Here is a 19,072-nt window from a genome sequence, read left to right as displayed (position 1 = left end):
AACATATCTGCACGTCACGAGTTCGTGACTACCGGTACAACGAGCGGACCTCGATTGCGGTATTTACCAGGAAGAACGTTCCTGATATGAACTCGGTTCATATTCGTCTTGAGGAGCGCGCCATGACCGGCACCGGACGCACCCCCACCGCCTGGTCCAACTGGGGCGGCAACCAGCACAGCGTGGCGACCGGCGTCCTGCGCCCGACGTCCGTCGGAGAGGTCGCCGAGCACGTACGCTCCGCCACCGCCGCCGGTGAACGGATCCGGCCGGTCGGCAGTGGACACTCCTTCACCGCCGTCGCGGTCGCCCACGACCGGCGGATGGACCTGAGCCGACTCGCCGTCGACGTACGCGTGGACACCGATCGACGTCTCGTCACCGTACCGGCCGGGATGACGCTGCGGGAACTGAACTCGCTCCTCGCCACGCACCGCCTGGCGCTGCCGAACCTCGGCGACGTCGACGCGCAGACCGTGGCCGGCGCGATCTCCACCGGCACCCATGGCACCGGCGCCGGACACGGCGGACTGGCCACCTTCGTCGAGGCGCTGACCCTGGTCACCGGAACCGGCGAGGTCCTGCACTGCTCCGCCGACCAGCACCCCGACGTGTTCGACGCGGCCCGGATCTCGCTCGGCGCCCTCGGCGTCCTGGTCGAGGTCACCCTGCGCTGCGTGGACGCCTTCGTGCTGCGGGCCCACGAACGCCCCGCCCACCTCGACGCCGTACTCGCCGGGCTGCCCGACCTGATCGACCGGCACGACCACGTCGAGTTCTTCTGGTTCCCGTACACCACCAGGGTGCAGCTCAAGACCAACGACCGGACGGCCGCCGACGACCGACCGCTACCCGGCTGGCGCCGGTGGCTGGACGACGACTTCATGGCCAACAACGTCTTCGCCGCCGCCTGCCGGCTCGGTCGCGCCGCACCGGCCCTGGCCCCACCGATCAGCGCCGTCAGCGCGCGGGTGCTCAGCGAACGCGCCTACACCGGACGCTCCGACACGGTCTTCTGCACCCCGCGCCGGGTCCGCTTCACCGAGATGGAGTACGCACTGCCGCGCGACGCCGTCGGCGAGGCACTCGACGCGCTGCGCCGGATCATCGACGGGTTGCCGTTCAAGGTGCTGTTCCCGGTCGAGGTCCGCTTCACCGCCGCCGACGACATCTGGCTGTCGCACTCGTACGGTCGCGAGTCGGCGTACATCGCGGTGCACCAGTACGTCGGGATGCCGTACGAGCCGTACTTCCGGGCCTTCGAACAGGTGGCGACCGGCCTGACCGGACGCCCGCACTGGGGCAAACTGCACTGGCGCGACGCCGCGGCGCTGGCCGACGCCTACCCGCGCTGGCAGGAGTTCCAGCAGATGCGTGCCCGTTTGGACCCGCACCGCACCTTCACCACCCCCTACCTAGACACCCTCCTGGGCCCCCACCCCACCCCCACACCCACCGCCACCCCCTGAACCCCGTGTCGATCAAGGAGTTTGGTCACGGAGGGGGCAGGTCCGAGGGTGCAAACCCCTTGGTCAACTCCGGTGGGGCCCCGGCGGTGTGGGGCGAGTCCGTCGGTGGACGGGGTCAGTCGGCGGCGGGGGCCTTCTTGGCGGCGGTGGCCTTCTTCGGCGCCGCCTTCCTCGGTGCGGCCTTCGAGGCTGCCGCCTTCGACGCCGACTTCGAGGCGGTGGCCTTGGTGGCGGTGGACTTCGAGGCGGCGGTCTTGGCGGCACCGGCCTTGGCGGGGGCCTTCTTGGCGGGTGCCTTCTTGGCAGCGGCCTTCTTCTTCGGCGCCGGACCCTTCGCCCGCTTCTCGGCGAGCATCTCGGAGGCTTCCTCCAGGGTCAGCGCCTCCGGGGTCTGGCCACGCCGCAGTGACGCGTTCGTCTCCCCGTCGGTGACGTACGGGCCGAACCGACCGTCCTTGATGACCAGTGGCTTCTCGGTCAACGGGTCGGCACCCATCTCCCGCAGCGGCGGCGCGGCGGCCCGTCGTTGCCGGTTCTTCGGTGCGGCCAGCAGGGCCAGCGCCTCGTCCAGCGTGACGGTGAACATCTTGTCTTCCGAGTCCAGCGAACGGAACTCGTCGCCCTGCTTGACGTACGGGCCGTAGCGGCCGTTGTTGGCCACCACCTCCGCGCCGTCCGGGGCCACCCCGATCACCCGGGGCAGGCTGAGCAGCTTGAGCGCCTCGTCGAAGGTGAGCGAGTCCGGGGACTGCGAGCGCAGCAGCGAGGACTTGCGTTCGCCACTGGCCACGTACGGGCCGAACCGGCCGGACTTGAGCACGATCGGCTCGCCGGTCGCCGGGTCGTCGCCGAGCTTGCGCTCGCCCCCGCCGCCGAGGAACAGCTCGTGGACCTTCTCCGGGGTCAGTTCGTCCGGCGCGAGGCCCTCGGGGATCGGCGCCCGGTCGCCCGGGGCCGCGCCCTCCTCGCCCTCGGCGGCCGGTGCCTGCTCCTCGCCGGGCACCCGACGCTGGAGGTACGGCCCGTACCGGCCGACCCGCACCACGACCTCGCGTCCCTCCTCGTCGCTGAAGAGCGGGATCGAGTTGACGCTGCGCGCGTCGATGTCGCTGAGGTTCTCGGTGACCAGCTTCTTGAGCCCACCGGAACGGGCGATGTCCTGGTCACCGGCACCGTTGGTGGTGCCGAAGTAGAACGCGGTGAGGAAGTCGACGGCCGCGTGGTCACCACCGGCGATCTCGTCCAGCTCGTTCTCCATGCTGGCCGTGAAGTCGTAGTCGATCAGGCGCGGGTAGTGCCGCTCCATCAGCCCGATCACGGCGAACGCGAGGAACGAGGGGATCATCGCCTGGCCGCGCTTGACCACGTACCCACGGTCCTGGATGGTCTGCATGATCGACGCGTACGTGGAGGGGCGACCGATGCCCAACTCCTCCAGCGCCTTGACCAGCGACGCCTCGGTGTAGCGGGCGGGCGGCTGGGTGTGGTGGCCCTGCGCCGCCAACTGGTCGGCGGTCAGCGGCTGGTCCTTGACCAGGTTGGGCAGCCGGCGCTCGGCGTCCTCGGCCTCGGCGTTCTCGTCGTCGCTGGACTCGACGTACGCGCGCAGGAAGCCCGGGTCGGTGATGGTCTTGCCGGTGGCGCCGAAGTCGGCCTCCTCGCCGCCGACGGTGGTGGCCCGGATCCGGACCGAGACGCTGGAGCCGACCGCGTCGGTCATCTGCGAGGCGATGGTGCGCCGCCAGATCAGCTCGTAGAGCTTGAACTCCTCGGCCGACAACTCCTTGGCCACCTCGCCCGGGGTACGGAAGTTGTCCCCGGCCGGGCGGATCGCCTCGTGCGCCTCCTGCGCGTTCTTCACCTTGCCGGTGTAGCGGCGCGGCTCCGGCGGCACGCTGCGCTCGCCGTACAACTCGACGATCTGTCGGCGGGCCGCCGCGATGGCGGTCTCCGACAGGCTCACCGAGTCGGTACGCATGTAGGTGATGTAGCCGTTCTCGTAGAGCCGCTGCGCGGTACGCATCGTCTGCTGCGACGAGAACCGCAGCTTGCGGGCCGCCTCCTGCTGGAGCGTGGAGGTGATGAAGGGCGCGTACGGGCGACGGCGGTACGGCTTCTCCTCGACGCGGGTGACGGTGAACGGCCGCCCGTCGAGGCGGGCGGCGAGCCCCCGCGCTCCGCTCTCGTCGAGGTGCACCACGCCGGCGCCGGGCTTGACCCGGCCGGTGGTGGGCTCGAAGTCCTTGCCGGTGGCGATCCGGTCGCCGTTCAGCGCGACCAGGGTGGCGTTGAAGGTGCGCGGGCCCTCACCGGCGTTCGTCACGGCGAGCGTGGCCAGGATGTCCCAGTACTCGGCGGTGCGGAAGGCCATCCGCTGCCGCTCCCGCTCGACCACGATCCGGGTAGCCACGGACTGCACCCGGCCCGCCGAGAGCCTCGGCATGACCTTCTTCCACAGCACCGGGGAGACCTCGTAGCCGTAGAGGCGGTCGAGGATGCGCCGGGCCTCCTGGGCGTCGACCAGGTCGCGGTCGATCTCCCGGGGGTTGGCCACCGCCGCCTGGATCGCCGGCTTGGTGATCTCGTGGAAGACCATCCGCCGGACCGGCACCTTCGGCTTGAGCGTCTCGACCAGGTGCCAGGCGATCGCCTCGCCCTCGCGGTCCTCATCCGTCGCCAGGAAGATCTCGTCGACCTCCTTGGCGAGCTTGGTCAGCTTGCTGATCTGCTGCTTGCGGTCGGCGGAGACGACGTAGAGGGCGTGGAAGCCGTTGTCGACGTCGACGCCGAGCCGGGCCCAGGACTCGCCCTTGTACCGGGCGGGCACGTCGGCAGCGTTACGCGGCAGGTCGCGGACATGCCCGAAGCTGGCCTCCACGACGTACCCCGGGCCGAGGTAGCCCGAGATCGTCTTGGCCTTCGCCGGAGACTCGACGATGACCAGACGGGTGGTTCCAGCGTTGCTCGGCACGTCTGCTTCGACCTCTTTCCTGCTCATGGCCGCGCCATCGCCCGGTTCCGGGCGCACTCGCCCCACCGATACCCAGCGGTCCGGATGTCCAACGTAACGCGCCGTCCGTGTTTCGGGTTTCGCGGGCGGCAATTCGCCCGGGACGATCTGTGGTCGCGCCGGACGGCGTCACCGTACACCCTGAGTAGGGCATGGAACGGGTCACTGTGATCAGGGCGGCCCCTCGGTGGAGGTGCGACCCGGCCGATTCTCCCTGTGTTTCCCGACGCCCGGCTGTCTTCGATCGGACAGCCGGCGGCGGATCAGTCGCGGGTCGGCCAGGTGCCGGGCGGAGCCGCGTCCGGACGCTCACCCACCAGCTCCGCGAGGCGTGACGACCGGCGTCGACCGGCGATCCGGTACGCCGGCCCGCCCGCATCCGGCGCGAGCAGGTCGCCGGTGAGCCCGGCCGCGTGCAGCGCCGCGCCGACCATCGCCCACCGGCGGGGATCGGTGCCGCCGAGACGAAGGACGAAGTCGGGCGTTTCGGCCACTCCGGCGGCGGCCAGCCAGAGCCGCAGCCGACGGCCGTCGAGCTGGAAACCCGAGGGCGGCGACTGGGTCGGGCCGCGCAGCCAGGCCGCCGCCAGCGGCACGATCGTCCGGGTGTACGCCGTCCGTACCGCGTACCGCCGGTCCTCGGTCGGTTCCCAGGTCGCCCGTACGCCCCGACGACCCAACTCGGTGACGAGCACGTGCACCCGCCAGGCGGCGTCCACCTCCACCGTCAGGCGGGCGGTCCCGCCCATCCGGTGCACCTCGCCCGGCCCGGCGAGCAGCCCGGCCAGGTCGGCCACGGAGGGTTCCCCGGTCTCCGCGCCGAAGAAGACCAGTTGCCGTTCGCCGGTGGCACCCCGCTCGGGCACTGTGGGGCGTTCGGCCGGCTCGCCGCGTCGGCGTGTCGCCGGGTCGGGCACCGGGAAGGTCACCGGCAGCGGGAGTGCCGCCGGTGTCTCTCCGGAACCGCTCAACGGCATTCAGGTACCTCGTCGAAGGCGCGCTTCAACTCCTCCGAGTTGAGCCGGCTGGTGTCCAGCGCACTGGCGTCGTACTCCTGCTGAAGGGTCTCCACCGTCGACCGGACGCCGTCGTAGAAGGTGCCGGCCTCGCCGATGCCGAGCCCGTCGATGGTGGTGCGGGCCCGGCCGTAGGCGTCCCGCATCGAGGCGAGCGCGGCCCGGAAGCCGGCGGAGACCTCCTCGCCCTGCTCCACCTTGGGTACGCCGGCCTGCTCCACCTTGAGCCGCGCGGTCTCGCTGGCCTCCTCGGCACCGGCGAAGAGGCGGACCAGGTTCTCCTTGGCCTGCGCGGGGGTGGTCTGTGCGGTCATCTGCTCGTTGGTGCTGCTGGTCAACTTGCTGATCTCGGCGCGCCACGGGCTCAGCGCGGTGCACACCGACGCCGCCCACGCCCGAGGGCTCGGACCGCTGGAGCCGCAGGCGGCCAGCAGAACCAGCGTAGCCAGGACCACCGTGAGCTTTCCGGCGGTCGCCGCCCGGCAGGTACGCATGCGTTGCAGGGTACGGCTTCTCCTCGCCGTCGGCACCGGTCAGGTGTACGGGCCGTACAGGCGAGCGGTCCCCGGTCGGCGACGAACCGACCGGGGACCGCGGTGCCGACGGGCGTCAGGCCTTGATCGCCTCCGGACGCGGGTCAGCGGTGCCGGTGCCACCGCTGTCGTTGCCCTCGTCCATCGCCACGCTCTTGCGCTTGCTGAACACCACCGCCGCGACGATGATCAGGGTCGCCACCAGCGCGACACCGACCCGCAGGCCGACGTTGCGGTCCTCGCCGATGCTCCAGGCCACCACGGCCGGCGCGATCAGCAGCGAGACCAGGTTCATCACCTTGAGCAGCGGGTTGATGGCCGGGCCGGCGGTGTCCTTGAACGGGTCACCGACGGTGTCGCCGATGACGGTCGCCGCGTGCGCGTCGGAGCCCTTGCCGCCGTACGCGCCGTCCTCGACCATCTTCTTGCTGTTGTCCCAGGCACCGCCGGAGTTGGCCAGGAAGACCGCCATCAGCGTGCCCGCCCCGATCGCACCGGCCAGGTACGACGCCAGCGCGCCGGGCCCGAGGCCGAAACCGACCGCGATCGGCGCCAGGATCGCCAGCAGACCGGGCGTCAGCAGCTCACGCTGGGCGTCCCGGGTGCAGATGTCGACCACCTTGCCGTACTCCGGGCGCTGGGTGCCGTCCATGATCCCGGGCAGCTCGCGGAACTGTCGGCGGACCTCCATCACCACGGCGCCGGCCGAGCGGGAGACCGCGTTGATGGCCAGGCCGGAGAAGAGGAACACCACGGCCGCACCGATGATCAGACCGACCAGGTTCTGCGGGTTGGCCACGTTCAGCGCGTTGAGGATCTCGGCACCGACGTCGGTCACCCCGGCGTCGGCGTACGCGATGCGCAGCGTGTCGGTGTAGGAGCCGAACAGCGCGGTGGCGGCCAGCACGGCGGTGGCGATCGCGATGCCCTTGGTGATCGCCTTGGTGGTGTTGCCGACGGCATCCAGCTCGGTGAGCGTCCGGGCGCCGTGCTCGTCGATGTCACCGGACATCTCGGCCACGCCCTGGGCGTTGTCGGAGATCGGGCCGAAGGTGTCCATCGCGACGATCACGCCGACGGTGGTCAGCAGACCGGTGCCGGCCAGCGCCACGGCGAACAGCGACAGGGTGATCGAGCCGCCGCCCAGCAGGAACGCGCCGAAGACACCGCCCGCGATGAGCAGCGCCGAGTAGACCGCCGACTCCAGGCCGACGCTGATGCCGGCGAGGATGACGGTGGCCGCACCGGTCTGCGAGCTCTTGCCGATGTCCTGCACCGGACGCCGGTCGGTCTCGGTGAAGTAGCCGGTCAGCGCCTGGATCGCGGCGGCGAGCACGATGCCGATGACGACCGCGCCGATCACCACGCCGCGCGGGCCGAACGGCGGGTCGCCGCCGTCCACCCCGAGGCTCTCCCGCCAGTTGTCGCCGAGCTGCGCGGCCCAGGTGGGCTGGAGGTAGAAGACCGTGGCGATCGCGACCAGCACCGCCGAGATCACCGCGGAGAGGTAGAAGGCCCGGTTGATCGCGGTCAGACCGTTGCGGTCCGAGGCGCGCAGCCGGGTGATGAAGACACCGATGATGGCGACGAGCACGCCGATCGTGGAGATGATCAGCGGGAGCACCAGGCCGTCGCTGCCGAACGCGGCGCGGCCCAGGATCAGCGCGGCGACCAGGGTGACCGCGTACGACTCGAACAGGTCGGCGGCCATGCCGGCGCAGTCGCCGACGTTGTCGCCCACGTTGTCGGCGATGGTGGCGGCGTTGCGCGGGTCGTCCTCGGGGATGCCCTGCTCGACCTTGCCGACCAGGTCGGCGCCGACGTCGGCCGCCTTGGTGAAGATGCCGCCGCCGACCCGCATGAACATGGCCAGCAGGGCGGCACCGAAGCCGAAGCCCTCCAGCACGGTCGGCGCGTCACCCCGGAAGACCAGCACGACCAGCGCGGCACCGAAGAGGCCGAGGCCGACGGTGAGGAAGCCGACCACGCCACCGGTCCGGAAGGCGATCTTCATGGCCGCTTCCCGGCCGCCTTCGCGTTCCCGGGCGGCGGCGGCCACGCGCAGGTTGGCCCGGGTGGCCAGCCACATGCCGGCGCCACCGATGAAGGCGCTGAACAGCGCGCCGACCACGAAGAAGAGCGAGCGCCCGATCTTCACCGCGGTCTCGCTGCCCTCGGTGTTGTGCACCGGCAGCAGGAACAGCAGGACCACGGCGATCACCACGAAGATCGCCAGAGTCCGGAACTGCCGGATCAGGTAGGCCGAGGCGCCCTCCTGCACGGCCCCCGAGATCTCCTGCATGTTGGTGGTGCCCTTGCCGGCGGCCAACACGGTCTTCGTCAGCGCGGCGGCGAAGGCGAGCGCGACCAACGCGATCACCGCGGCGATGACGACGTACGTGACATTGGCTCCGGTTAGGGAGATCCCGCCGCCCTCGGCGGCCAAGGTGTCGGACATCTGTGTCCTCCTGTGCCGAACAACGCACCGGCCGATGGAGACGCACCGGCCGGTGCCTGTATGCGAATTCGCAAGTGCGCGCCACCCACCCGGCGAGAACCGGCGACGGACGCCCATCTGCGCTGGCTGCCCGGTGGATCACTTGCTGACAACCCGGGTACTGTAGCCCTCCGCAGTGTTCGAGGTCACACCGAGGTGGCACCATCGGCCGATGATCTTCGTCGCTGTGTTATGAAAAGAAATCTGATATAGGAACGGGTCCATGCCAACGGGGCCGCATTCCCAGCACAGGGAATACGGCCCCGATGAATCGAGACTCGGCGCCACGAATGCCGCATGACGCGGCGCTGACGTGATGCGCGGACACCGGCGGCGCCGACGGGTCAGCGACCGACCGGCCAGACCATCCGCACCTCGGTCCCGACACCGTCGTCGACCGGCCGCACCTGAAGATCCTCGACGAAGCCCGCGAGCAGGGCGAACCCGACACCGGTGGTGAGGTCGTCCTCGTCGAGGGACTCGTTGGCCAACTGGTCGGCGTCGAGCGCGGCGAGACCGATGCTCGCCTCGATCGGCGCGCGGTCCACCACCCGCACCGCGTACGACCCGGAGTCGGACATCTCGACCAGCACCGGATCGGGCACGCCGTACTGACGGTGCAGGGCGACCGCACGGGTGCACGCCTCACCGATGGCCAGCCGCACCTCGTCGAGCAGGTCCTCGCGGACTCCGGCCCGCCGCGCCACCGCCACGCCGACCAGGCGGGCGGTGCGCACGTGCACCGGCGCCGGAGAGAAGGAGAGCCGGACCGTCGCCATCACGCGCCGGTGCCGGTCGCCGCTTCGACCGTGGGATGCAGCGGGAATACCTGGTCCAGCGCGGTGATCCGGAAGATCTTGAGCAGCGGCTCCTTGTCGCAGACCAGCGAGAAGGTGCCGTCGGCGGTCCGCAGACGCTTGAGCGCGCCGACCAGCACACCCAGGCCGGTGGAGTCGAGGAAGTCCACCCGGCCGAGGTCGACCACCACGTGCCGGGCCCCGGAGTCGATCAACTCCAGAAGCCGCTCACGCAGCCGGGGGGCGGTGTAGACATCCACCTCACCGCCGACCTCGAGCACCGTGTGCTCCCCCACGGTGCGGGTCGCCAGCGACAGCTCCATCGGTCCTCCCTCGCACAGCCGTAAGCTCTCTGGCATCTAACCATTACCCCCGAAGGCGCCTGACGACTCACGGGGCCGGTCCCGACCTGCAGACGCGACGATTTCCCATTTCCGAACACCAGTGCGAGAGTGCAGAACGTGACCCCGGCAGTTCCCGTGTCCGCCGGCGGCGGCCCGGAACGACCGCCGCCGGGCGAGCTGCTGCGCCGGCTGCGCCAGCGACACACCACCGACCCGATCACCCACATCGAGCGGGTGCCACCCCGCTCCGGGATCGCGGTGCCGTGGCCGCACTGGGCACCGGAGGAGCTGCGAGCCGCGTACGCCCGGCGGGGGGTGACGACGCCCTGGCGACACCAGGTCGAGGCGGCCGAGATCGCGTACGACCGGCGGCACGTCGTGGTGGCCACCGGCACCGCGTCCGGCAAGTCGTTGGCGTACCAACTGCCCGCGCTGGCCACCCTGCTCGCCGACCCGCGCGCCACGGTGCTCTACCTGGCCCCCACCAAGGCGCTCGCCGCCGACCAGTTACGCGCCGTCGCCACGCTGGAGATCGAGGGCGTACGCCCGTCCTGCTACGACGGTGACACCCCGCGCGCCGAACGGGAGTGGATCCGCCGGCACTCCCGGTTCGTGCTGACCAACCCGGACATGCTGCACCACGGCATCCTGCCCGGCCACGCCCAGTGGTCGGGTTTCCTGCGCCGACTGGCGTACGTGGTGGTCGACGAGTGCCACGTCTACCGGGGCGTGTTCGGCTCGCACGTGGCCCACGTACTGCGGCGGCTGCGGCGGCAGTGCGCCCGCTACCGCCCCGCCACGGGTGACCCCGGCCCGACGTTCGTGCTCGCCTCGGCCACCTCCGGCGACCCCGCCGCCGCAGCCGGGCGACTGACCGGCCTGCCGGTGACGGCGGTCACCGAGGACACCTCGCCAAGAGCCGGGGTCACCTTCGCGCTCTGGGAGCCGCCCCTGCTCCCGCCCGACCCGGCCGCGATCCCCGCCCCCCGCCCGGCACCCGCCTCACGTGCGGCACCCGCCGACTCCGCTGCCGGCGGCCCGCCTCCCGCCGGTCGGTCCCGCGCGGGCCGGTCCCTCGCCGGCTCTGGCGCGCACGGTTCGACTCCTGCCCGGTCCGCCTCGGGCGACCCGACGCCCGCCGGGTCGCCCTCCGGCGGGCCGGTCCACGAGGCGGCCGATCTGACCCAGGTCCGGCGGTCGGCGTTACGGGAGACCGCCGACCTGCTCGCCGACACCGTCGCCTCCGGCGTACGCACCCTGGCCTTCGTCCGGTCCCGCCGAGGGGCCGAGGTGGTCGCCACCAGCACCCGGCGCAGCCTCGACGAGGCGGTCCCCGGGCTGGGCGACCGGGTCGCCGCGTACCGGGGCGGCTACCTGCGCGAGGAACGCCGGGAACTGGAACGCGCGCTGCTGCACGGCGACCTGCTCGGGCTCGCCTCGACCAACGCCCTGGAGCTGGGCGTCGACCTGATCGGCCTGGACGCGGTGCTGATCTGCGGATATCCCGGCACCCGGGCGTCGTTGTGGCAGCAGGCCGGACGGGCTGGGCGATCCGGCCAGGAGGCGCTCGCCGTGCTGATCGCCCGGGACGACCCGCTCGACACCTACCTGGTGCACCATCCGGAAGCGGTGTTCGGGGCACCGGTGGAGGCCACCGTGCTCGACCCGGCGAACACGTACGTGCTCGGGCCGCAGTTGGCCTGCGCCGCGGCCGAGGCCCCGCTGACCGACGCCGACCTCGCACTCTTCGGTGACGGCGCGAAGGAGACGGTCGCGGCGCTGGTCGAGGCGGGCGCGCTGCGGCAGCGGCCGACCGGCTGGTACTGGCGGCACCGCGAGCGCCCCCAGGTGGACCTGCGCGGCGACGGCGGCGCACCGGTCTGCGTGGTGGAGGCGGCGACCGGCCGGCTGCTCGGCACCGTCGACGGCGGGTCGGCGCACTTCCTGCTGCACTCCGGGGCGGTCTACCTGCACCAGGGCGTGTCGTACGTGGTCGACTCGCTCGATCTGGACGACGGGTGCGCGCTGGTGCACCCCGAGGAGCCGGACTGGTCCACCCACGCGCGGGACGTCACCTCACTGTCGGTGGTGTCGGTGCGTTCGTACGTCGACGCCGGACCGGTCGGGCTGTTCCTCGGCGAGGTGGACGTCACCAGCCAGGTGGTGTCGTATCAGCGGCGGCGGATCGCCACCGGCGAGGTCATCGACACCCGTCCGCTGGACCTGCCGGCGCGGGAACTGCGTACCGTCGCGGTCTGGTTCACCCTCTCCCCCGAGTCGCTGGCGGCAGCCGGGGTGGACCCGGCCGACGTGCCGGGCGGGCTGCACGCCGCCGAACACGCCGCGATCGGGCTGCTGCCGCTGGTGGCCACCTGCGACCGGTGGGACATCGGCGGGTTGTCCACGGCGGTGCACCCGGACACCGAGGCCCCGACGGTCTTCGTCTACGACGGCCACCCCGGCGGCGCGGGCTTCGCCGAGCGGGCGTACGGCATGGCGTCGTCCTGGCTGCGCGCCACCCGGGACGCGATCGCCGAATGCGGCTGCGAACACGGCTGCCCCTCCTGCGTGCAGTCGCCGAAATGCGGCAACGGCAACAACCCGCTCTCCAAGCCGGACGCGGTCACGGTGCTGAACGTGGTGCTGGCGAACCTGCCGGAATGACCGGGCAGGCATGAGATCCGGCCGCTTCGGGCATTGATGGCTGGGAGCGCTTCCATCGAGCGCCGTGATCATCGTCCGTCGTCGCCGCCGCACATGGAGGAGGAGCCGTGGCCGACACCATCGCCGAGACCGTCGAGCTGCTCTACACCATCGACCAGGAGCAACTCGACATCGACCAGCAGATCGCCCTCGGTACGGCGCTCGCCACCCTGGCCCAGGCCGAACGGCTGGACCAGATCAACGAGCGACTGCGTACCATCCACCAGCTCCTCACCACCTGGACCCACCGGTCGGCTGTCGACGGCGTCCGCTGACCTGACACTCAGCGCCGGGCCGCTTGCCGAGCTGTGCGACACTCCGGCGCACCACGAACGAGGAGATTCTGATGCAGCTCGACAGCCTGCAGGCGCAGCACCAGTTCCACATCCGCCAGCGGTTGCGTTTCATGGTCAACCAGTACGAGGTGCACAGCGTCGCGCCGGACGGCTCCGAGGGCGGTCTGCTGGCCTTCGCGCAGCAGAAGCGGCTCGCCTTCAAGGAACAGGTGACCATCTACACCGACGACTCCAAGCAGCAGCCGCTGCTCGGGTTCAAGGCCCGTCAGCGTCTCGACCTCGGTGCCACGTACGACGTCACCGACCACGCCGGCGCCCCGATCGGGCTGTTCCGCAAGGATTTCGCGCAGTCCCTGCTCCGCTCGACGTGGCACGTCGAGCAGGCCGGCCTGCCGAACATCGTCGGCCAGGAGCGCAGCATGCCGGTGGCGGTGCTGCGCAGGTTCGCCGAGTCGCTGTCCTGGCTGCCCTACCACTTCGACTTCGTCGCCGGCGGCCAGCCGGTCTTCTCGGTGGTGAAGAAGTGGGGCCTGCGTGACCGCTACGTCGTCGAGATCCACCACCCGCAGATCGACCGCCGTCTGGTGATCGCCATGGCCGTCGCACTCGACGCGCTCCAGGGCCGCTGACCTCGACGTAGTGGCCCTACGGCGGCACGGGCGCTCGCGCCACGGGCCTCGGCGGCACGGGTCCGCGCGTCCCTGACCTCGTCGTCGTGCGGAGCCTCGTCGTCGTGGCCTCGTCGTCGTGCGGGCCTCGTCGTCGTGCGGGCCTAGCTGGCACGTGGAGCCTCGGCGTCGGCGCGGCCTCGTCGTCATCGCGCTCGGCGTCGGGGAGCCGGCTCGCCGTCCGCCGGTGGCCGAGCCGGCTCCCCGGCCGACGTGCTCCCGACGTGTTCCCGCGCCGGTGGTAACCGCTCACCCCCGCATCGGGCCGGCCCGGGAGGTGGCCGTGGCGAGCCGGGAGATCCCGGGCAGCGGACGCACCGCCACCTCGGCGGTGACCAGCACGTCGATCCCGTCGACCCGGCACCGGACCAGCCTGGCACCGTTGGCGACGACGAGGTCGGCAGCTCGGGCACACGCCTGCGCCTCGTCGTGCAGCGCCCGGCCCGCTCCGGCGAGCGCACCGAAGTCGGCCGCGACCCGCGCCTGGTGACGCGCCACCCGCGCAGCACCGATACCCGCGCCGAAGATCCCACTGATCACGAAGATCAGCCCGACCGCGAGCAGGCAGACGGTCGCCCCGCCTCGGTCCCGCCCGCCGACGCGCCGCCCACACCGAGACGATGCCCCGGCGAGAGGGTTCGGGCGCCGGGCGACCGTCACGGCCTCGGCTCCGGGATTCCGGGCTCGACGGCCGCCACCGCCGTGGCCACGACGACGATCGCGGGCAGGTCGGTGCCGAGGGCACGCACCGGGGCGCGCACGGTCACCCGGACCACCTCGTCGTCCACGACGACGGCCACCTCCGCGCCGGGAGGCGCGTACCGGTGAGCGGCGCTCTCGCCCGGTTCGCCCCGGGAGGCGGCGAGTGCCGCCTCCCGGGCCGCGTCCAGGCAGGCCGCCCTGGTGCTGACCGCGTTGACCGCGGTCAGCCCGACCAGCAGGAGTAGCACCAGCGCCGGCAGACCGGCCGCCATCTCGGCGGTGAAGGACCCCCGGTCACGACCGGCCGGCCGGCGCCCGGTCACTTCAGGGCCCGGTCGATGACGGCGGTCAACGCGGACTGCACGCTGTCGGAGGTCAGCACCTTCAGCAGGACACCTCCGAAGGCCACTGCGGCGAGCGTGCCGACGGCGTACTCGGCGGTGTTCATCCCGGCGTCCCCGCGAAGGCGGGCGAGGATTCTGCGCACGTGTTCGTCCCTTCTCGATGTGTTCACAGCACGTCGCCGAGCACGGCGACGATCACCGGCACCAGACCGGCGAGAATGAAGGCGGGCAGGAAGCAGAGGCCGAGGGGCAGCACGATCAGGACGCCCGCGCGGCGAGCCGCCGACTCGATCGCGATGGCCCGGTCGGCGCGCAGGTCGTCGGCGAGCCGGGTGAGGGCACCGGCCAGCGCGGCCCCGCTGCTGGCCGAGCGGATCGCGGCGGCACCGACCCGCTCGGCACCCGGCACCGTCGCCAGGTGTGCCCAGGCTTCCTGCGGCCCACCGCCGAGTTGCAGCGTGCGGCCGACCCGGCCGAGCCGGTCGGCGAGCGGACCACCCAGCGCGTCCGCCACCGCGAGCACCGAGCGTTCCACCGGTGCGCCCGCCCGGAGCGCGGCGGCGAGCAGGTCGGCGGCGAGCGGAAGATCGGCGACGGCCCGCAGTCGCCGGTTCCGGTCCGCCGGCGGCTCGATCCGCCGGAGCAAGCGATCCAGCAGGAGCGCGGTGGGTAGCGCCGCCACCAGGCCCGGCCATCCCCCGACCACGACGGCCACGGCCACACCCGCCAGTCCGGCCATGAGTCGCACCCGGTCCACCCGACGGCCGGATGCGGCACCGGCGGCTGCTGGCCCCGTCATCACCTGCACATCGGACCTCGACGAGCCCACAGCGCCCACAGGTCCGCCCGGAAGGTCGGCGCCACGACGACGGTGGACGGCAGTGGACGGGCTCGCGCCGGCCAACCGGCGCAACCGCCGCCGAGGTCGATGCCGGCCGACCAGGACCACGGCGACCAGGACGACACCGACCAGCACCGCCGCCACCAGCGTGCTGTCGGCAAGGTCCAACGCGCTACCGGTCAGGGCGACCGTGCCGGCATCGCGGTCGTGCGTGCGGTGGGCCGTGTCGAGCGTGCTGTGGGCGAGGTCCAACGTCCTGCCGGTCAGGGCGGCAGTGATCGGGCGGGGCATCAGCCTGCTCCGGCCGGCGTGGCGCCGAGACGGTCCGCCCAGAGCAGTCCGACCGCCTGGAGCACGACGGCCGCGACCGCACAGGCACCACCTATCGGGGTGTGCAGCAGCACCTGGAGCGGGTCGACCCCGATGCCGTAGCCGAGAGCGATGCCACCGACCGGCAGGGCGGCAAGCAGCCAGGCGGTGGCGCGGGCCCCGGCTGCCTGGGCCGCCGCCGCAGCCAGTCCCCGGTCCGTCGACCGGGCGTCGGCCTCGATCCGCTCGACCAGCTCGGCCAGCGGCGCGCCGGTCCGGTCGGCCAACCGCACCGCTGCCTGGGCCAGCCGTCCCGGTCGATCGTCGAGGAGATCCACTCCCCCGGTGGCCCGGCCCTCGGCACCGCTCGTGCCGTCGCTTGTCGCCCGTCCTGTGGTGATGCCGACCCGAACCGGGCCGGTGGGGCGCAGCGCCGCCACGGCCACCGGGACCGGCAGCCCGGCCCGAAGGTCGGCGGCAAGGGCGCAGAGCTGGTCCAACCGCTCCCGCTGCGCCTGTGCCTGCTGGGCCGTGGCGCGGTGCCGCAGCAGGGCCCGTACGCCCACGGCGCCGTAACCGGCCACCGCGACCGCCGCCACCGGACCGCCGAGCAGACCACCCACCGTCGCGCCGAGCAGCACGGTCAGTAGGAGGACCCGTGGGTACGACATCCCGGCCAGGCGAGCGCGCGGCGTGTGCCGCCTGCGGCCCTGCTGCCCCTCGCCGGTCGGACCCATCCGGTGCGTGGCGGGTGTCGCCTCCGCCGCCGGTGCGGATCCGTCGTCCCGGTCCGCCGTCGCGTCGACCGGCCACCGGGTCACTCCGGCCCCGATCAGGAGCGATGCATCGCCCGGTCGCGTTGCCGGTGGTGGTGACGGCGTGCTGTCGGGGCGGATCGGTCGGCGCCCGTCACTGCGGCCAGGCGGGCGGGACGCCACGACCGAGTTCGGTGGGTTGGGACGCGTCGTCGCAGGTCGCAGGGAAGCCGGCGGCGGGACCACACAGGACGTGTCGCTCAGCGGGGCCGGCTCGCCCACCGACCGTAGTGTGGCCACCCAGTCGATCAGCGGGTCGTCGGCCCACCTGTCGCGCGATCGGCCAGGGAACATCCGGGTGCGCACCGGCCGGATCGCGACCACGCCGAGCCCGAGCAGTATCCCGGCCACCCACAGGTATCCGCCGCTCATGCCGGACCCGCAGACCCGGGCCATGGCTCGGACAGGATCGGCGGCACCGCGACGTCCCGATCCTTGATCATGGTGCCGAGCGCCCGCCCCGCGAACCCGAGCCCGCGACCCCGGATCCAGGCGGGCACCGCAGTCACCAGCCGATCCGGCCCTTCCGGCAGAAGCAGGCAGACCGACTCCAACAGCCGCCCCTGCGGCGTACGGCGAATCTGGAACACCACCTGGAGGGCCGCCGCCACCTGGGCGTGCAACGCCGGACGGGGCAGTCCGCCGAGCAGCCCCAACGCCTCCAACCGGGCGGGTACGTCCGACGGGGCGTTGGCGTGCAGTGTTCCCGCGCCACCGTCGTGACCCGTGTTGAGTGCGGCGAGCAGGTCCACCACCTCGCCGCCCCGACACTCGCCGACGACCAGCCGATCGGGCCGCATCCGCAGTGCCTGCCGGACCAGCTCACTCAGACCGACCGCGCCGGAGCCCTCCACGTTGGCCGTACGGGCCTGCAACCCCACCACGTGCGGGTGCACCGGCCGAAGCTCGGCGGCGTCCTCGACCAGCACGATCCGCTCGGTGCCCGGCACCAGCGAGAGCAGCGTGTTCAACAGGGTCGTCTTGCCGGAGCCGGTGCCGCCGATCACCAGGTACGCGAGGCGGGCCGCCACCACGGCGGCGAGTATCGGCGCGACCGGCCGGGCCACCGCACCCTGCTCGACCAGCTCGTCCAGGGTGAACGGCCGCTGCCGGAAGGTCCGCAACGACAGGTAGGGCCCGTCGGTCGCCACCGGTGGCAGCACGGCGTGCATCCGGGTGCCGTCGGACAGCCGGGCGTCGACACACGGCGCACCGTCGTCGAGCCGACGGCCGGCTCCTGCGGCGAGCCGCTGCGCGAGCCGGCGTACGTCGTCCACGGTGCCCACCGGCACCGGGACCTGGTGCAGCCCCTGACCTCGGTCGACCCACACGCGTACGCCGTTCACCAGCACGTCTGTCACCTCCGGGTCGGCGAGCAGCGGGGCGAGTGGCCCGGCGCCCACCAGGTCGTCGCGTACTCGGTCGGCCATCCGCAGCAGGGCGGTGTCCCCGAGCACGGCGGCGTCGGGTTCGGCGCGTACCGCGGAGACGATCGCGGCCGGCGTGACCGGCGTGGTGGCGGCGGCGATCCGTTGGCGTACCCGGGCGGCGAGGCTCTCCCCGCTCACGCCGCACCCGCCGGGGCGCTCCGGCCGGTCAAGTCGGTGACGATCCGCTGGCAGAGGTCGGCCAGCGGGCCGCGCCCGGTGGCCGCCGGCGCCTCGCCCCGCTCCAGGCCACGGCACAGGCCCGGCTCCGGCCGCAGGCTGCCGGCGAGCGGCAGCCCGAGTGCCTTGGCCAGCTCCGCCGCCCGCAACCGGCCGGGGGCCGGACCGCGCACGACGACTGACAGGTCGTGGCAGTGCGGACCCGCCATCGCCACCACCCGCGCCGCCGCAGCGGTCGCCCGCAGCTCCGCAGGCACGACCACGAAGACCCGGTCGGCGGCCTGGAGCGCGGTGACCGCCGCGTCGTCGAGATACCGGGGCAGGTCGACCACGACGAAGTCCCGGCCGCGTCGGGCCGCGTCCAGCGTGGCCGCCATCGCCTCGGCCGGCACCGCGACCAGGTCACCGCGATCCCAGGAGAGGACCACCAGATCGCCCCGGCTGGGCAGCGCCCGCACCAGAGCGGGGGCGTCCACCCGGCCGTCCGTCCCGGTCAGCGCCGGCCACCGGAGGCCCTCCAACTGCTCCCAGCCCAGCACCAGGTCGAGGCCGCCACCGAGCGGATCGGCGTCGAGCAGCAGGGTTCGCAGCCGGGTACGGGCGGCGGTGACCGCGAGCCCACCGGCCAGGATGCTGGCCCCGGCCCCGCCCCGGCCGCCCAGGACGGCGACCACCCGGCCGCCCGGCACATCCCCGACACCCCTCTCGGCGAGGCGGTCGACCAGCCACGGCTCGGCGGCCGGCAACACCGCGACGTGCTCCACGCCGAGCAGGTCCGCGACCTGCCAGCTCGACTCGACGTCACCGTCGCGGCCCACCAGGACCAACCGTGCACGCCGGGGCAACCGGGCCCGCAGGCAGGGCTGCGCCTGATCGCTGCCGATGATCACCAGCGGGGCGGACCGCCAGCGGGTCCGGGCGGCCGCCGGGTCGGCGGCGACCTCCACCTCGACACCTCCGGCGGCGGCGAGCCGCAGCAGGTCGTCGAGCAGGTCACCGTCCCCGGTCACGACCAGGGGCGGAGGCGGGTGCGGCGGGACGGAGGTACGGGCGGGCATCGTGGCCTCCAACGGTCGGCAGGGGTTCGCTGTGCCGAACCCTTCCGCCGCACCACCTCCGGC

At 72.7% G+C, this 19,072-nt stretch carries 17 protein-coding genes; 4 read left to right on the top strand and 13 right to left on the bottom strand.

Annotation, left to right across the window (positions count from 1 at the left end; genetic code table 11):
- Window positions 1-122: 122 nt before the first annotated feature.
- A complete protein-coding gene (locus HUT12_RS02780; protein WP_176092375.1) occupies window positions 123-1,469 on the top strand; it encodes a D-arabinono-1,4-lactone oxidase in 1,347 nt (448 codons plus the stop codon).
- A gap of 115 nt (window positions 1,470-1,584) precedes the next feature.
- On the opposite strand, the gene topA is transcribed toward HUT12_RS02780, so the two are convergent.
- From topA to HUT12_RS02750, 6 genes are all read right to left on the bottom strand, one after another.
- Window positions 1,585-4,440 carry a type I DNA topoisomerase gene (gene topA / locus HUT12_RS02775; protein ID WP_176095626.1) on the bottom strand — a complete coding sequence of 952 codons (2,856 nt, stop codon included), beginning with the start codon at window positions 4,438-4,440 and terminating at the stop codon, window positions 1,585-1,587.
- Window positions 4,441-4,742: 302 nt separating this feature from the next.
- Entirely contained in the window at window positions 4,743-5,456 is a 714-nt protein-coding gene (locus HUT12_RS02770; protein WP_176092374.1) for a hypothetical protein, read from the bottom strand.
- Window positions 5,447-5,989: a hypothetical protein gene (locus HUT12_RS02765; protein WP_131054043.1), complete on the bottom strand. Its 543-nt coding sequence runs from the start codon at window positions 5,987-5,989 to the stop codon at window positions 5,447-5,449. The genes HUT12_RS02770 and HUT12_RS02765 overlap by 10 nt, the downstream gene beginning before the upstream one ends.
- A 115-nt stretch (window positions 5,990-6,104) precedes the next feature.
- On the bottom strand, window positions 6,105-8,486 hold the full coding sequence (locus HUT12_RS02760; protein ID WP_131054044.1) for a sodium-translocating pyrophosphatase: 2,382 nt from the start codon (window positions 8,484-8,486) through the stop codon (window positions 6,105-6,107).
- A gap of 383 nt (window positions 8,487-8,869) precedes the next feature.
- On the bottom strand, window positions 8,870-9,307 hold the full coding sequence (locus tag HUT12_RS02755; protein WP_131054045.1) for an ATP-binding protein: 438 nt from the start codon (window positions 9,305-9,307) through the stop codon (window positions 8,870-8,872).
- On the bottom strand, window positions 9,304-9,645 hold the full coding sequence (locus tag HUT12_RS02750; protein ID WP_131054046.1) for an STAS domain-containing protein: 342 nt from the start codon (window positions 9,643-9,645) through the stop codon (window positions 9,304-9,306). Before HUT12_RS02750 ends, HUT12_RS02755 begins: the two co-directional genes overlap by 4 nt.
- 138 nt (window positions 9,646-9,783) lie before the next feature.
- Between HUT12_RS02750 and HUT12_RS02745 the strand changes: the two genes are divergently transcribed.
- From HUT12_RS02745 to HUT12_RS02735, 3 genes are all read left to right on the top strand, one after another.
- Window positions 9,784-12,330 carry a DEAD/DEAH box helicase gene (locus HUT12_RS02745; RefSeq protein ID WP_254876700.1) on the top strand — a complete coding sequence of 849 codons (2,547 nt, stop codon included), beginning with the start codon at window positions 9,784-9,786 and terminating at the stop codon, window positions 12,328-12,330.
- Window positions 12,331-12,437: 107 nt separating this feature from the next.
- A complete protein-coding gene (locus tag HUT12_RS02740; RefSeq protein WP_131057191.1) occupies window positions 12,438-12,644 on the top strand; it encodes a hypothetical protein in 207 nt (68 codons plus the stop codon).
- A gap of 71 nt (window positions 12,645-12,715) precedes the next feature.
- A complete protein-coding gene (locus tag HUT12_RS02735; protein ID WP_176092373.1) occupies window positions 12,716-13,294 on the top strand; it encodes a hypothetical protein in 579 nt (192 codons plus the stop codon).
- A gap of 288 nt (window positions 13,295-13,582) precedes the next feature.
- Here the strand turns inward: HUT12_RS02735 and HUT12_RS02730 are convergent, their stop codons facing one another.
- The 7 genes from HUT12_RS02730 to ssd form a co-directional block, all read right to left on the bottom strand.
- On the bottom strand, window positions 13,583-13,993 hold the full coding sequence (locus tag HUT12_RS02730) for an Rv3654c family TadE-like protein (protein WP_176092372.1): 411 nt from the start codon (window positions 13,991-13,993) through the stop codon (window positions 13,583-13,585).
- Complete coding sequence (locus tag HUT12_RS02725; RefSeq protein ID WP_176095624.1) at window positions 13,990-14,307, bottom strand: TadE family type IV pilus minor pilin; 318 nt, start codon at window positions 14,305-14,307, stop codon at window positions 13,990-13,992. The genes HUT12_RS02730 and HUT12_RS02725 overlap by 4 nt, the downstream gene beginning before the upstream one ends.
- 47 nt (window positions 14,308-14,354) lie before the next feature.
- Window positions 14,355-14,483 carry a DUF4244 domain-containing protein gene (locus HUT12_RS02720; protein WP_155217386.1) on the bottom strand — a complete coding sequence of 43 codons (129 nt, stop codon included), beginning with the start codon at window positions 14,481-14,483 and terminating at the stop codon, window positions 14,355-14,357.
- A 62-nt stretch (window positions 14,484-14,545) separates the two neighbouring features.
- On the bottom strand, window positions 14,546-15,178 hold the full coding sequence (locus HUT12_RS02715) for a type II secretion system F family protein (RefSeq protein WP_176095623.1): 633 nt from the start codon (window positions 15,176-15,178) through the stop codon (window positions 14,546-14,548).
- Between the two features lie 332 nt (window positions 15,179-15,510).
- Window positions 15,511-16,716 (bottom strand): hypothetical protein, encoded by a 1,206-nt coding sequence (locus tag HUT12_RS02710; RefSeq protein WP_368660224.1) that lies wholly within the window; start codon window positions 16,714-16,716, stop codon window positions 15,511-15,513.
- Complete coding sequence (locus HUT12_RS02705) at window positions 16,713-17,912, bottom strand: TadA family conjugal transfer-associated ATPase (RefSeq protein ID WP_176092371.1); 1,200 nt, start codon at window positions 17,910-17,912, stop codon at window positions 16,713-16,715. The genes HUT12_RS02710 and HUT12_RS02705 overlap by 4 nt, the downstream gene beginning before the upstream one ends.
- On the bottom strand, window positions 17,909-19,009 hold the full coding sequence (ssd, locus tag HUT12_RS02700; RefSeq protein WP_176092370.1) for a septum site-determining protein Ssd: 1,101 nt from the start codon (window positions 19,007-19,009) through the stop codon (window positions 17,909-17,911). Before ssd ends, HUT12_RS02705 begins: the two co-directional genes overlap by 4 nt.
- Between the last annotated feature and the right edge of the window lie 63 nt (window positions 19,010-19,072).

This window comes from Verrucosispora sp. NA02020, from assembly GCF_013364215.1.
Taxonomy (GTDB): domain Bacteria; phylum Actinomycetota; class Actinomycetes; order Mycobacteriales; family Micromonosporaceae; genus Micromonospora.
This window is presented reverse-complemented; position numbering and strand designations above follow the sequence as displayed.

Coding starts and splice junctions, on each gene's coding strand:
- HUT12_RS02720 (WP_155217386.1), bottom strand. CDS start 14,483: ATGAACACCGCCGAGTACGCCGTCGGCACGCTCGCCGCAGTGGCCTTC.
- ssd (WP_176092370.1), bottom strand. CDS start 19,009: ATGCCCGCCCGTACCTCCGTCCCGCCGCACCCGCCTCCGCCCCTGGTC.
- HUT12_RS02710 (WP_368660224.1), bottom strand. CDS start 16,716: ATGAGCGGCGGATACCTGTGGGTGGCCGGGATACTGCTCGGGCTCGGC.
- HUT12_RS02725 (WP_176095624.1), bottom strand. CDS start 14,307: ATGGCGGCCGGTCTGCCGGCGCTGGTGCTACTCCTGCTGGTCGGGCTG.
- HUT12_RS02760 (WP_131054044.1), bottom strand. CDS start 8,486: ATGTCCGACACCTTGGCCGCCGAGGGCGGCGGGATCTCCCTAACCGGA.
- HUT12_RS02780 (WP_176092375.1), top strand. CDS start 123: ATGACCGGCACCGGACGCACCCCCACCGCCTGGTCCAACTGGGGCGGC.
- HUT12_RS02765 (WP_131054043.1), bottom strand. CDS start 5,989: ATGCGTACCTGCCGGGCGGCGACCGCCGGAAAGCTCACGGTGGTCCTG.
- HUT12_RS02715 (WP_176095623.1), bottom strand. CDS start 15,178: ATGACGGGGCCAGCAGCCGCCGGTGCCGCATCCGGCCGTCGGGTGGAC.
- HUT12_RS02735 (WP_176092373.1), top strand. CDS start 12,716: ATGCAGCTCGACAGCCTGCAGGCGCAGCACCAGTTCCACATCCGCCAG.
- HUT12_RS02750 (WP_131054046.1), bottom strand. CDS start 9,645: ATGGAGCTGTCGCTGGCGACCCGCACCGTGGGGGAGCACACGGTGCTC.
- HUT12_RS02770 (WP_176092374.1), bottom strand. CDS start 5,456: ATGCCGTTGAGCGGTTCCGGAGAGACACCGGCGGCACTCCCGCTGCCG.